Below are 12431 nucleotides of genomic sequence, written 5' to 3'. Positions count from 1 at the left end.
CAACGTTGCGCGGGGGCTTAGGAACGACGGCCCAGCAACAGGCCTACCACCAGGCCGAAACCGGCGGAGATGGCCACGGTCTGCCACGGGTGGCCACCGATGTACTGCTCGGTGGCATCCACCACCGGCTTGCTGCGCTCGCGCACATTGCTGACCGAATCCAGCGCCTGCTTGAGCTTGAGGCTGACTTGCTGGCGCAGGCTCTCACCTTCTTCGCCGACCAGGCTGGCGCTGCCCTTGAGCAGCTTTTCCGATTCTTCGATCAGCGCCTGCAGTTCGCTGAAGGCCTGGTCCTTGATTTGATCGTTTTCCGCTTGCGCGGCAGATTTACGAGCCATGAAGTTTTTTCCTTGGAAATATCGCCGCTGGTGCACAACACATCCGCCAGCGGCTACAGGTGAATGGGTAGCAAGCAATGGAGTCTGGCGCGGGGGCAAAAGTTGCAGTTGTTTTACGCCCCGTTGGCGACCCCGGGGTAAAACCCGTAGCCCCTACAGTGTAAGATGGCGCCTATTTTACGCAGCAGGAATTTCCCATGAGTTTCAATCTGGCTAACAAGACCCTGGCCGAGCGCGCCGCCATCGAGGACGAGAAGTCCCGTCTGTTCGACCTGTGGCAGAGCAACCTGGGCAAGGCCAAGGGCGAGGCCGCGCGGCTGTTCGGCGAGCGTGGCAAGCGCAAGGGCAAGTGGGCCGAGTGGGTCCGCGCCGAGCTCGACGGCATGTCGCCGCCGGAGTACTCGAACATGGTGCGCAGTGAAGTCAATCGCCTGATGGCGGCGAACAAGTAAGGGCAAAACTCTCGACAATCGCCTCGCGTACCTTCACCAGCAGCGGGTCGGTCTGCGGGCTGGTGCGCCAGCCCAGCTCGATCGGGTAGCGCGGCAGGGCCAGGGGGCAGGGCAGCAACTGCAGCCCGGTGAATTCGGCGATGCGCCGGGCGGCATGGGCCGGAATGGTCGCCACCGCCTGGCTGCCCTTGAGCAGAAAGGGCAAGGCGGCAAAGTGCGTGGTCGAGGCGCACACCTGGCGGCTCAGCCCCAGGTTGGCCAAGCCTTCATCGGTAATCCCGATAAACCCCTGGGACGACACCAGCAGGTGTTCCCGTGCGACAAACTCCTCAAGACTGATCTGCTGTTGCCCGGGGGCCAGGCTGGCCGGGTCTGCCAGGCACAGGTAATGGCCTTCCCCCAGCACCTGGCGGCTGAGCAGGCGTTCGGCAAAGCCGCCGGCACTGATTGCCAGGTCAACGCTGCGCTGCAACAGCGCCTCGGCGACGATCTGGCTGTGGCTCTGGCGAAAGATCAGCCGCAGCTTCGGCGCCCGCCGGGCCACGGCCTCGATCATCTGCCGGCCATAGGCAATCTCGAAATCATCCGACAGCCCCAGCGTTACCGAGCGGCCCTGATAGTCGGCGGTGTCGGGGGCGACCATGGCCAGGCTCTGGCGGCATTTGTTCAAGGCTTCGCTGACCACGGGCTTCAACTGATTGGCCTTGAGGGTCGGCGCCAGCCCGCGCCCGGTACGCACGAACAGCGGGTCGCCATACAGCTCGCGCAGCCGGCGCAGGGCAGCGCTCATGGCCGACTGGGTCACCCCCAGGCGCAAGGCGGCGCGGCTGGCGCTGGACTCGTCATGCAGCGCCTCGAAAGCCTTGAGCAGGTTGAGGTCGACACTGGCGATATTCATCTGGTTCATATCATTAAGCACTGGAGTGGGGTTTATCGATGATCAGGGGCCGCAGCAGAATGGGCAACACCTGATTGCTCAAGGAGTCATCCCATGCCCAAGTCCGTTGTCGCTGCCCTGCAGATCGGGGCCTTGCCTGAAGGCAAGGCCGCCACCCTGGAACAGATCCTCTCGTACGAGGCCGCCATCATCGAAGCCGGCGCGCAGTTGGTGGTGATGCCCGAAGCGCTGCTGGGGGGCTACCCCAAGGGCGAAGGCTTCGGCACCCAGCTGGGCTATCGCCTGCCGGAGGGCCGCGAGGCCTTTGCCCGCTACTTCGCCAATGCCATCGAGGTCCCCGGGGTGGAAACCGATGCCCTGGCCGCGCTGTCCGCCCGTACCGGAGCCAACCTGGTGCTGGGTGTCATCGAGCGCAGTGGCAGCACCCTGTACTGCACGGCGCTGTATTTCGACCCGCAGCAGGGGCTTTCGGGCAAGCACCGCAAGCTGATGCCCACTGGGACCGAACGCTTGATCTGGGGCAAGGGCGACGGCTCGACCCTGCCGGTGCTGGACACCCAGGTCGGCCGGGTGGGCGCGGTGATCTGCTGGGAAAACATGATGCCGCTGCTGCGTACCGCGATGTACGCCCAGGGCATCGAAGTCTGGTGTGCGCCCACGGTGGACGAGCGGGAAATGTGGCAGGTGAGCATGCGCCATATCGCTCACGAGGGGCGCTGCTTCGTGGTCAGCGCCTGTCAGGTGCAGGCCTCGCCCGAAGAGCTGGGGCTGGAGATTGCCAACTGGCCGGCCCAACGGCCGTTGATTGCCGGCGGCAGCGTGATCGTCGGGCCCATGGGGGACGTACTGGCCGGCCCCCTGGTGGGCCGGGCCGGGCTGATCAGCGCGCAGATCGATACCGCCGACCTGGTGCGGGCGCGCTATGACTACGACGTGGTCGGCCACTACGCTCGCCCGGACGTGTTCGAACTGACGGTGGACCAGCGCCCCCGTCCAGGGGTGCGCTTTACCTGAGCCGGCGCCATTGCTCGCGGGTGATTTCCCAGATGTCCACGGGGAATCGCCCACTGACGAACTCACCGTCCTCGGAGCGGATCAGGCGCATGCCCGCGCGTTCGGAAATCCGCCGCGAGCCCTGGTTCGGCGCGGCCTTGGGCACCCGCATCAAGGGCCGTTGCAGTACCTCGAACCAATAGTGGTCCACCACCTTGCAGGCCTCGCTCATGTAGCCCTGGCCCTGCCACGGCGGGGCCAGCCAGAAGCCGCGGTTGTTGTCGGCTTCGTCCATCAGGCTGATGCTGCCGATCATCTGCCCGGGGTTGCTGCGCAGGCGCAGCGTCCAGTGCCATTCCGTGCCCCGGGCCATCGCCGGCAGCGCCATGTCCCGCAGGAAGCTCAGGGCGCCGTCGGCCGGGTAGGGCCAGGGCACCAGGGCGTTGAGGTAGCGCACCACCTCCCACTGGGGGAATAGCTGCTGGATGGCGTCGGCGTCCGCCAGTTCCAGGGGGCGCAGCAGCAAGCGTTCGGTGCACAGCGCGGGCGTGGGGTGTGAGTCCATTGGCAAGCGATCCAAGGTGGCAAGGAGGCGTTGCATAGTCCCTGCAATGTCATCGATCACGCAAGCCGCGATGGATTTGACGCGGCCCGGGCGCTGCCGTTGAATAGCCCCCTGGTTCAGCCCCGCGACTCCTGGAAACCCCCTGTGCTTAGAAACGTCACCGACATGGACCTGCGCCTGCTGCGGATTTTCTCCGTAGTGGTCAAGTGCGGCGGTTTCACCGCGGCCCAGGCCGAACTGAACATGAGCCAGTCCAATATCAGCATGCACATCTCCAGCCTGGAAAAACGCCTCGGCTATCGGCTGTGCGAGCGCGGCAAGGGCGGCTTTCGCCTGACCGAGAAGGGCCAGCGGATCCTGGCGGCGGCCCAGGCGCTGTTCGGCGCGGTGGAGGCGTTCAAGAGCGAGGCCCAGGAGTTGTCCGGGCGTTTGGTGGGGGATCTGTACCTGGGGCTGGCGGACAACATCGCCACCTTGCCCGCGGCACGCATCGACGCGGCCATCGCGCGCTTCTATCGCCGCGAGCACGACCTGCACCTGCATGTGTTCATCAATTCGCCCACCGAGCTTGAGCGGGCGGTGATCGACGGCCAGTTGGACCTGGCCATTTCCTATTTCAGCCGCAGCCTGCCGACCCTCGACTATCAGCCACTGTACGCCGAGGAAATCGCCCTGTTCTGCGGCGCCTCGCACCCGCTGTTTCCTGTCCTGGAGCCAGAGCTTGCGCACATCAAGGCCTGTGACTGGATCAAGCACGGTTTCCTGCCCGCCAGCCAGGTGCTGCCGGTAACGCCCCAGCGCGCCTCGGCCACCGCCTACCACATGGAGGCGGTGGTCCACGGGGTACTGGCGGGCACCCACCTGGGCTACCTGCCCAGCCACTATGCCCAGCCCTGGGTCGCGGCCGGGCAGATGCGCGTGCTGCACCCCGAGACGCTGCGCTACGAGGTGCAGCACAGCATGATCACCCACGCCGGGCATGCCCGTGGCGAAGCGCTGAAGGCCTTCATCGCCGACCTGCTGGCAGAGCATGGCGGCTGATCCTGCGCTTCAGCCCAGGCAGCGGGTCAGGTGCTTGATCGACTGATAGGCAGCCAGCCCCCAGGGGCCCAGTTCCCGCCCGATGCCGCTGCCCTTGGTGCCGCCCCAGGAGGTTTCGACGAACACCGCCTGCAGTGAATTGATCCACACGTGGCCCACGTCCAGGGCGGCGGCGACCCGTTCGGCGCGCTGCAGATCGGCGCTGATCACAGTGGCCACCAGGCCGAATGCGCTGTCGTTGGCCAGGGCCAGGGCCTGTGCTTCGTCACTGAAACGGCGCATGCACAGCACCGGGCCGAAGATCTCCTCTTGCCACAACCTGCTGCTGGTGGGCACATCGGTGTACACCGTGGGCGCCACGAACCAGCCCGGCCCGGGCAGGGCATGGCCGCCCACCAGGCATTCCAGGCCCTCGCTCCTGGCCTGTTCCAGGTAGGTGCACACCGTGCGCCACTGGGCCTGGCAACTCAGGGGGCCCATGTCCACTTCCTGCTCCAGGGGGTTGCCGACCCGCAGGGCCAGCAGGGCACTGCGCAACCGCTGCAGCAAAGCATCGGCAATCGACTCGTGGACCAGCAGCCGCGAGGTGGCCGAGCACATCTGCCCGGCGTTCCAGCAAAAGCCGCCGATGATCCAGTGCACTGCCTGGTCCAGGTCGGCGTCGGCGAATACCAGGATCGGCGACTTGCCCCCCAGCTCCAGCGTCAGTGGCCGGCAGAAGGCGGCGGAGCTGGCCATCACTCGCTGGCCGGTGGCAGTGCTGCCGGTGAACGACAGCTTGTCCAGCCCCGGATGCTGGCTCAGGGCTGCGCCGGTTTCGCCGGCGCCGGCCACCAGGTTCAACACGCCCGCCGGCAAGCCCAGGGCGTCGGCGATTTCGCCGTAGACCTGCTCGATCAGGGGCGTCACTTCCGAAGGCTTGAGCACCAACGTGCAGCCCGCGGCCAGGGCCGGGGCCAGCTTCCAGGCACTGGTGACCAGGGGGAAGTTCCAGGGCACGATCAGCCCCACAACGCCCAGGGCCTCGAACCTGCAGTGGGCACTGAAGCCCGGAGCCTGCAAGGGCACCGGTTGATCCTGGCGGGCGTCCAGCTGGGCAGCGAGGCCGGCGTAGTAGTCGAAGGTGGCGATGGCGTCGTCCAGGTCCAGTTCGGCTTCGTGCCGCGGCTTGCCGTTATTGCGCATCTGCAGGGCGATCAGCCCTTCGCGGCGTTGCTGCAGGTGCCGGGCGAAGCCTTGCAGGTACTCGGCACGCCGGGCGCCGCTGAGGCTGCGCCACCCGGGCAGGGCCCGGCGCGCGGCCTGCACCGCCAGGTTCACCTGATGGGCGCTGGCCGCCGGTACCTGGGCCATGATTTGGCCCAGGGACGGGTCATGCACCGGCATCGGCGCGCCGTCGCCATCGACCCAGTGGCCGTCGATAAACAGGGCCGGTTTCATGGGCGGGCTCCTGGCAGGACGCCGTGCACGGCGTTGCGGAAGATCTGGCTGTAGTCGGCGGCGCTCAGCGGTCGGGCATTGGTGTCGGAGGACGAAATATCCGCCAGGGCCTGGGCCCCGACCCACTCGGCTTCATGGCTGTCCAGGCCGATATCCGCCAGGCAGTGGGGGATGCCCAGCTCGGCGCGCAGGGCCAGGATCCAGTCCAGGAACCCCTGGAAATCCCCCCGGGGCAAGTCCAGGTAACGGGCCAGGCGCCCGATCTCCTCGGCAATCACCGGCTGGTTGGCCACCAGCACATAGGGCAGGAGGACGGCATTGAGCAGGCCATGGTGACGGTGATAGCGGGCGCCCAGCGGGTGGGCCAGGGCGTGGACGCCCCCCAGGCCCTTCTGGAAGGCCACCGCAGCCATCGCCGAGGCCACCAGCATGCCTTCCCGGGCGTCCAGGTCCTGGCCGTGGCTCACTGCCCGGCGCAGGTGCTGCTGCACCAGGCGCATGCCTTCCACGGCAATCGCGCTGGACATCGGGTGGTACAGCGGCGAGCAGAACGCCTCGATATGGTGGGTCAGGGCATCCATGCCGGTGGCGGCGGTCAGCGCGGGCGGCAGGCCGCGGGTCAGCAGCGGGTCGAGGATCACGCAGGCGGGCAGCAGTTCGGGGTGGCTGATGACCCGCTTGACCTGCTGCTGGCTGTCGGTCAGTACCGCTTCGCGGCCCAGTTCGGAGCCGGTGCCGGCAGTGGTGGGCAGGGCGATCAGGGGCGGCAGGCCCAGGCGCGGAAAGTCACTGAGGCTCGGGTAATGCTCGATCACCCGGGACCACTCGAAACGCTGCAGCCCTTGCGGGTCCACGGCGGCCAGGGCGATGCCCTTGGCGGCGTCCATGGCGCTGCCGCCGCCCAGGGCGATCAGCGAGTCGTGGCCGCCGGCCCTGAAGGCTTGGACGCCGCGCTGCACATCGTCCAGGCTCGGGTTGCTGGCCAACTCGGCAAATACCGCAAAGCCCTGGCGGCTCTGCTCCAGGTGCGCGGTCAACAGGCCAAAGGGTTCCAGTTCGAGCATGCCCGGGTCGGTGACCAGCAAGGGCCTGGCCATGCCCAGCAGGGCGCAGCGCTGGGCCAGGCCGTGCAGGGCCTCGGCGCCGCAGAAGATCTCGGTGGGGTAATTCCAGTAATGGATGGACGGGGGCATCGATGGTCTCCAGAAACATCAGGCGTGAAGCGGCCGGCGCAGCAGGCGCCGGGCCAGTAGCGGGGAGGGAATGCGCTGTCGCTGACAGCGCATGAGGATTCAGCCGCGGTCGGATGCGCTGCTGTCGCGGCGCAGGTAGGGCTTGGCCAGGACCATGTAGATCAGGCCCAGCACGGCCAGGGTCGAGAACACCAGCACCACTGCCCAGACCTGGAACCAGGGCGCTCCGGGCGGCGCCAGGGATTCCCGCGGCCAGGCCACGTTGACGCTCTCGAACAGCAGCCAGACAAAGGCCGCGAGGTTCACCGGCAGGCCCCAGCGGCCGAGGTTGAAGACCCCGGCGTCGGGCCGCCAGCGGCCACGCAGGCGATGGACCAGGGCGCAACCGATCACAATCAGGAACACCATGAAGAAGCCCCCGCTGCCGAAGGCGATCAGGGTGCCCACGGCCGTGGCGTTCAGGCCCAGGGCCAGGCCGAAACTGGCGAACAGGGTGCAAAGGAGCATGGCGGCGAAGGGCACCTTGCGCCCATCCACCCGGCGCAGGAACGCCGAGGCGGGCAGGATCGAGTCCCGGGCCATGCCGAATACCGCGCGGCCGATATAGGTCTGTACCGAGACCACGCAGGCAATGAACGCCACCAGCACCACGCCGACGAAGGGCCGCTCGGCCCAGGCGCCAAAGGCATCCACCACCGCCGGGGTGACCGGGTCCACCACCTGGCCGGCCACCAGGCCCGCGGTGTCGGTGAACGACAGGGTCACGGCAAAGGCGGTGAGCATCACCGTCAGCCCCACCAGCAGCATCGAGCGCAGGATGGCCCGCGGCGTGGAGGTACGGGCATCGGCGGTTTCCTCGGACACCTGGGAGCAGGCATCGAAGCCGAGAAAGGCCCAGCCGCCCACTGCCATGGCGGTGACGAAGCCGCTCAGGTAGGTGCCATCGCCGCTGACGCTGTTGCCCAGGCCTTCCAGCAGCAGCGACCAGGAGTGGTTGCGAAAGAACAGCAGCAACAGCACGCCGATGCCGATGGAGGCGATGGCTTCGGCGATGATCCCGGCGTTGACGAAGTACTTCAGCGGGTTGATCCCCAACAGGTTGACCCCCAGCCCCAACGCCAGCAGCACGGCGCCGCTGGCCACCTGGGCATTGGCCGAAGGCGGCGTGCCGGTGACGAACAGCCACAGCCAGAACCCGCCCAGGTAGGCCACGGTGGTCAGGGAAGCCAGGGCCGAGGCCAGGTACATGAAGCCGGTGAACCAGGCCCAGCGGTCTCCAGCCAGGCGCTTGACCCATTGATAGCAACCGCCGGCCAGGGGGTACTGCGAGGCGAGTTCGGCATAGACCAGCGCCACCAGCATCTGCAGGGCCAGGCACAGGGGCACGATCCAGACCCAGGACGGGCCGGTGCTCATGGCGCCCAGGGCCATCACCGAATAGATCCCCACCACTGGCGAGACCGTGGCAAAGCCCACGGAGAACGACGACCACAGGGACAGGCCGCGGTGCAGCTCCTGGCGATAGCCCTGGTGGTGCAGCAAGTGTTCATCGGTGCCCGGAGCGGGCAGGAAGTCAGTCATGGCGCACCTCGTTCAAGGGGCGGGCGCCACGATGCAGGCCGACGCAAGGGCGGCGTGATGGGGTAGTTGACATAGCGGTTCCTGGAGTCGGCAGATCAGATTGTTATTGGGATGGCCTTTAGCTGTTGTTTTTGGCGTACCGACATTGCCTGGCCTGCAGCAGCAGGCCAGGACGAGCTTACGGCGGGCAAACATCAAGATGAATACATGGATTGGTAAGCTGGCATCTGCATTTGCTGATGTTTTGCAGGGGCCGGCGACTGCCCGGCCAGCGCCAGGCATCGAGGGGATATCAGCGGGAAGCGTGGTGCTTGCCCAGCTCCAGCCGTTCACCGAGAAAGTCGACGAACACCCGCAGCTTGGGCAGCAGGTGACGGCTGCTGGGCCAGAGGATGGAGAACTTGCCGCGCTCTTGCTGGTAGTCGTCCAGCACCGCGACCAGGCTGCCATCGGCCAGGGCCCCGCAGACCACGAACTCGGGCACGTAGGCGATGCCCAGGCCCTGGGTGGCGGCGTGGATCAGCGATTCCAGGTTGTTGCTGGTCAGGGCACTGCCCAGCACCAGCGGCGGGGCTCCGTCGGGCAGGCGCAGGCTCCATTGCTGCAGCAAGCTGCCGCCGGGGAACTTGTAGCGCAGGCAGGCGTGCTGCTCCAGGTCCCGGGGCGTGCGCGGGGTGCCGCGCCGGGCGAAGTAACCGGGGGCGCCGACCAGCACGAAGCCGAAGGGCCCCAGGTTCCTGGACTTGAGTTGCGAGTCCGGCAGCTCGCCACTGCGGATCACCGCGTCCACGCCTTCGGCGATCACGTCGATCAGCCGGTCGTTGAAGTCCAGGTCCAGTTCGATATCCGGGTAGCGCGCGGAAAACTCCGGGAGGATCGGCAGCAGCATCCGATAGCCGATGGCCGGCAGGCTGACCCGCAGCCGGCCCCGGGGCTTGTCGCTGATCCGCGCCAGTTCGGCCTCGGCCTCCTGGACTTCGGCGACGATGCGCTGGCCGCGCTCATAGAACAGCGCGCCTTCATCGGTCAGGCTGATGCGCCGGGTGCTGCGGTTCAGCAGGCGCACGCCAAGGCGCTGCTCCAGGCGCGCCAGGGCCTTGCCCACCGCCGAGGCAGACAGCCCCAGGCGCTCGCCGGCGCCCACCAGGCTACCGCTCTGGACCACGCTGACAAACACCTGCAAGCCGTTTAGGTTGTCCATCGTTCACCTCGATTGCAGCGATTTTGTCCGTAAAGAGCGGAAGAATGCCCTGTTTTTCAGTGATTGCGGCATACCTACCATGGATTTTTCGTAGCCCACCCCTGGTTGCCAGGGCTTGAGAGGTCCGTGTGAATCCCGAACTCGAATTACCCTTGGGGCAGGCCGCCCAAAGTCGCCGGCAGTCCGCCCATGGCGTGCTGGCCGCGGTGTGCCTGGCGGCCCTGATGCTGCCCCTGACCTTTGTCGGGGTAGCGGTGGCGACCCCGGCCATCGGCCATGAACTGGGGGGCAGCCCGCTGGCCCTGAGCTGGACCACCAATGCCTTCATGCTGACTTTTGGCAGCGTGCTGATGGCCGCCGGCACCCTGGCCGACGAATTTGGCCGCAAGCGCCTGTTCAGCCTCGGCGTGGCGCTGTTCGGCCTGAGCTCCCTGGCCCTGGTGTTCGTACCGTCGCTGCTGTGGCTGAACCTCCTGCGCGGGGTCCAGGGGCTGGCCGGTGCCGCCGCCCTGGCCGGTGGTTCGGCGGCCCTGGCCCAGGCCTTCGACGGGCCGGCGCGAACCCGTGCCTTCAGCCTGCTGGGCACCACCTTTGGTGTCGGCCTGGCGTTTGGCCCGATCCTCGCCGGGGTCCTGGTGGAACAGGCCGGCTGGCGCGGGATCTTTGTCTCCGGGGCGCTGATCGGCGGCCTGTCCCTGGCCTTTGGCGTGCCGCGCATGCAAGAGTCCCGCGACCCCGACGCCCAGGGCGTGGACTGGCCGGGCACCCTGAGTTTCACCCTGGCGCTGGTGCTGCTGACCTGGGGCATCCTGCAGGCCCCGCAAAACGGCTGGAGCAGCCCTTGGGTTCTGCTGTTGCTGGCGGGGGCGCTGCTGGCACTGTGGCTATTCATCGTCGTCGAGCGGCGTGCAGCGCGGCCGATGCTGGATCTGTCGCTGTTTCGCTATCCGCGTTTTGTCGGGGTGCAGGTGCTGCCCATCGCCACCTGCTATTGCTACGTGGTGCTGCTGATCCTGTTGCCGATCCGCTTTATCGGCGTCGAAGGCTACAGCGCCATCGATGCCGGGCTGCTGATGCTTGCCCTGTCGGCGCCGATGCTGGTGGTGCCGTTCGCCGCGGGCTGGCTCAGCCGCTGGTGCAGCGCCGGCAACCTGTCGAGCCTGGGCCTGTTGCTGGCTGCCGCCGGGCTGTGGTGGCTGAGCCGGATCGCTGCGGGCCAGGCGCCGGCCGATCGGATCTGGCCGCTGCTGCTGATCGGCCTCGGCAGCGGGCTGCCCTGGGGGCTGATGGACGGCTTGTCGGTGAGCGTGGTGCCCAAGGAGCGCGCGGGCATGGCCAGCGGCATCTTCAGCACCACCCGGGTGGCCGGCGAGGGCATTGCCCTGGCCCTGGTGGTGGCGCTGCTGGCGGGGCTGCTGCAGCACGCCCTGGCGGATCAGGCGCTGCCCGCCGAGACGTTGATGGGGGCTGCCCGGCAACTGGCCGGGGGTGACCTGCCCGGTACTCTTGCGGCCTTGCCGGCGCTGGGCCGGGAGGGGTTGCTGGCCCTGTACGGGCAGGCCTTCAGCCAGTTGTTGCAGGTGCTGACCCTGATGACCCTGTTGGCGGCGCTGGTGGTCTGGGTGACGCTGCGTGAGCCGCGCCAGCCAGGACCGCCAGCGGCTTGATCAGCGGAACTCGAAGAATTCGTAGTGCAGGTTGCCTTGGGGAATCCGGCACTCGCTCATCAGTTCCCGGACCTGGCCCAGCAAGCCCTTGGGCCCGCAGAAGCTGACCTGGATCTGCTGCGGATCGGTTTCGGCCGCGGTGCGCTTGAGGGTCTGGGCCAGGGGCTCGGTGCCGCCGCAGTTGGCCACGAAGTTCACTCCCCGGGCCTGGGCCATGCCCTGCAGGGTGTCGACACTGGGGAAGGCCCGGGACGGGTTGTAGCAGTACACCAGGGTGGCCTTGTCGAACTGCCCGGCAGCTTCATCCTGCAGCCAGGAAATAAATGGCGAGATGCCCACGCCACCGCCGATCCAGATTTCCCGGGCAGCCGCCTGCGGCCGCTTGAAACGCCCATAGGGCGCGTAGATGTCCGCACGCATGCCGACCTTGACCTGGCGGCGCAGGCGTTGGGTGTAGTCCCCCAGGGCGCGGATCACGAATTCGATGCGCCCGTCATGGGCCTGGGCGCTGGCGATGGTGAACGGATGGGGTTCGCGCAGGCCTTTTTCCTGCATCGAGAGGAAGGCGAACTGCCCGGCCTTGAAAGGAAAGCCCCGGCCCTGGGGAATCAGCTCCAGGTGCAGGGAGTTCTTCTCCACCCGGACCGCCGTCACCTGGTATTCGCCGGCCTTGGCCACCAGGGGGTAGAGCAGCAGCTTGTACAGGGCGCCGAGCACGCCGAGGACGCAGAGCAGAGCCAGCCAGATACCCGAGGGCGAATCCAGGGTGATGGGCGATTTGAAGCTCAGCCAGTGCAGGATGACGATCAGGAACAGCGGGCCGGAGAGCTTGTGCCACCAGCGCCACTGGCTGTAGGGAATGTTGCGGTTCAGTGCCAGCAGCACGATCAGGCCCAGGGCCACGTAGCTCAGCTGGCGGACCAGGCGCGTCCAGTATTTGGACAGTTCGAGAATCGGCACGCTGTTCCATTCATCCAGGTTGGCCTTGAACACCAGGTGGTAGCTGGCGAATGCCAGGGCCCAGATGCCCAGCCACTTGTGCGCCTCGTAGACCCGGTCAAG

12 protein-coding genes are annotated in these 12431 nt (G+C 67.2%); 4 read left to right on the top strand and 8 right to left on the bottom strand.

The genetic code is table 11. The features are described from left to right. Positions 1-17 precede the first annotated feature (17 nt). Complete coding sequence (locus tag F6S12_RS15535) at positions 18-338, bottom strand: YqjD family protein (RefSeq protein ID WP_011061195.1); 321 nt, start codon at positions 336-338, stop codon at positions 18-20. 197 nt (positions 339-535) lie between these two features. Here F6S12_RS15535 and F6S12_RS15530 point away from each other — a divergent pair, with 197 nt between their 5' ends. Further along, positions 536-790: a hypothetical protein gene (locus tag F6S12_RS15530; RefSeq protein ID WP_011061196.1), complete on the top strand. Its 255-nt coding sequence runs from the start codon at positions 536-538 to the stop codon at positions 788-790. Here the strand turns inward: F6S12_RS15530 and F6S12_RS15525 are convergent. Then, positions 762-1697, bottom strand: coding sequence for a LysR family transcriptional regulator (locus F6S12_RS15525; RefSeq protein WP_041118107.1), 936 nt, complete (start codon positions 1695-1697; stop codon positions 762-764). The two genes, F6S12_RS15530 and F6S12_RS15525, sit on opposite strands and share 29 nt — an antisense overlap. Positions 1698-1781: 84 nt before the next feature. Here F6S12_RS15525 and F6S12_RS15520 point away from each other — a divergent pair, with 84 nt between their 5' ends. Next, positions 1782-2702: a carbon-nitrogen hydrolase family protein gene (locus F6S12_RS15520; protein WP_011061198.1), complete on the top strand. Its 921-nt coding sequence runs from the start codon at positions 1782-1784 to the stop codon at positions 2700-2702. Here the strand turns inward: F6S12_RS15520 and F6S12_RS15515 are convergent. Further along, positions 2695-3246 carry a GNAT family N-acetyltransferase gene (locus F6S12_RS15515; RefSeq protein ID WP_011061199.1) on the bottom strand — a complete coding sequence of 184 codons (552 nt, stop codon included), beginning with the start codon at positions 3244-3246 and terminating at the stop codon, positions 2695-2697. The genes F6S12_RS15520 and F6S12_RS15515 overlap by 8 nt on opposite strands. Before the next feature lie 144 nt (positions 3247-3390). Here F6S12_RS15515 and F6S12_RS15510 point away from each other — a divergent pair, with 144 nt between their 5' ends. Beyond that, the gene (locus F6S12_RS15510) at positions 3391-4287 is read left to right on the top strand and encodes a LysR family transcriptional regulator (protein ID WP_011061200.1); all 897 of its coding nucleotides are present in this window, start codon (positions 3391-3393) and stop codon (positions 4285-4287) included. Positions 4288-4296: 9 nt separating this feature from the next. Here the strand turns inward: F6S12_RS15510 and F6S12_RS15505 are convergent, their stop codons facing one another. The 4 genes from F6S12_RS15505 to F6S12_RS15490 form a co-directional block, all read right to left on the bottom strand. Beyond that, positions 4297-5727 carry an aldehyde dehydrogenase family protein gene (locus tag F6S12_RS15505; protein WP_053151551.1) on the bottom strand — a complete coding sequence of 477 codons (1431 nt, stop codon included), beginning with the start codon at positions 5725-5727 and terminating at the stop codon, positions 4297-4299. Further along, complete coding sequence (locus tag F6S12_RS15500) at positions 5724-6920, bottom strand: iron-containing alcohol dehydrogenase (RefSeq protein WP_053151554.1); 1197 nt, start codon at positions 6918-6920, stop codon at positions 5724-5726. Before F6S12_RS15500 ends, F6S12_RS15505 begins: the two co-directional genes overlap by 4 nt. A 99-nt stretch (positions 6921-7019) precedes the next feature. Next, positions 7020-8501 carry an APC family permease gene (locus F6S12_RS15495; RefSeq protein WP_011061203.1) on the bottom strand — a complete coding sequence of 494 codons (1482 nt, stop codon included), beginning with the start codon at positions 8499-8501 and terminating at the stop codon, positions 7020-7022. A 292-nt stretch (positions 8502-8793) separates the two neighbouring features. Further along, positions 8794-9702, bottom strand: a complete 909-nt coding sequence (locus tag F6S12_RS15490) for a LysR family transcriptional regulator (RefSeq protein ID WP_015635546.1) — start codon at positions 9700-9702, stop codon at positions 8794-8796. A gap of 128 nt (positions 9703-9830) precedes the next feature. On the opposite strand from F6S12_RS15490, the gene F6S12_RS15485 reads away from it, so the two are divergent. Further along, a complete protein-coding gene (locus F6S12_RS15485; protein WP_011061205.1) occupies positions 9831-11369 on the top strand; it encodes an MFS transporter in 1539 nt (512 codons plus the stop codon). On the opposite strand, the gene F6S12_RS15480 is transcribed toward F6S12_RS15485, so the two are convergent. Next, positions 11370-12431: ferredoxin reductase family protein (locus tag F6S12_RS15480; RefSeq protein ID WP_315869053.1), on the bottom strand; the 1062-nt coding region annotated here is incomplete at its 5' end.

Source organism: Pseudomonas sp. JV245A, assembly GCF_032424515.1.
Classification (GTDB): Bacteria; Pseudomonadota; Gammaproteobacteria; order Pseudomonadales; family Pseudomonadaceae; genus Aquipseudomonas; species Aquipseudomonas protegens.
The sequence above is the reverse complement of the archived record's forward strand: the minus strand, read 5'-3'. Positions and strand labels throughout refer to the sequence as shown.

Bases quoted from the DNA above. Each gene is read 5' to 3' on its own strand.
- F6S12_RS15495 (WP_011061203.1), bottom strand. From the start codon at position 8,501: ATGACTGACTTCCTGCCCGCTCCGGGCACCGATGAACACTTGCTGCAC.
- F6S12_RS15505 (WP_053151551.1), bottom strand. From the start codon at position 5,727: ATGAAACCGGCCCTGTTTATCGACGGCCACTGGGTCGATGGCGACGGC.
- F6S12_RS15520 (WP_011061198.1), top strand. From the start codon at position 1,782: ATGCCCAAGTCCGTTGTCGCTGCCCTGCAGATCGGGGCCTTGCCTGAA.
- F6S12_RS15500 (WP_053151554.1), bottom strand. From the start codon at position 6,920: ATGCCCCCGTCCATCCATTACTGGAATTACCCCACCGAGATCTTCTGC.
- F6S12_RS15490 (WP_015635546.1), bottom strand. From the start codon at position 9,702: ATGGACAACCTAAACGGCTTGCAGGTGTTTGTCAGCGTGGTCCAGAGC.
- F6S12_RS15515 (WP_011061199.1), bottom strand. From the start codon at position 3,246: ATGGACTCACACCCCACGCCCGCGCTGTGCACCGAACGCTTGCTGCTG.
- F6S12_RS15530 (WP_011061196.1), top strand. From the start codon at position 536: ATGAGTTTCAATCTGGCTAACAAGACCCTGGCCGAGCGCGCCGCCATC.
- F6S12_RS15535 (WP_011061195.1), bottom strand. From the start codon at position 338: ATGGCTCGTAAATCTGCCGCGCAAGCGGAAAACGATCAAATCAAGGAC.
- F6S12_RS15525 (WP_041118107.1), bottom strand. From the start codon at position 1,697: ATGAACCAGATGAATATCGCCAGTGTCGACCTCAACCTGCTCAAGGCT.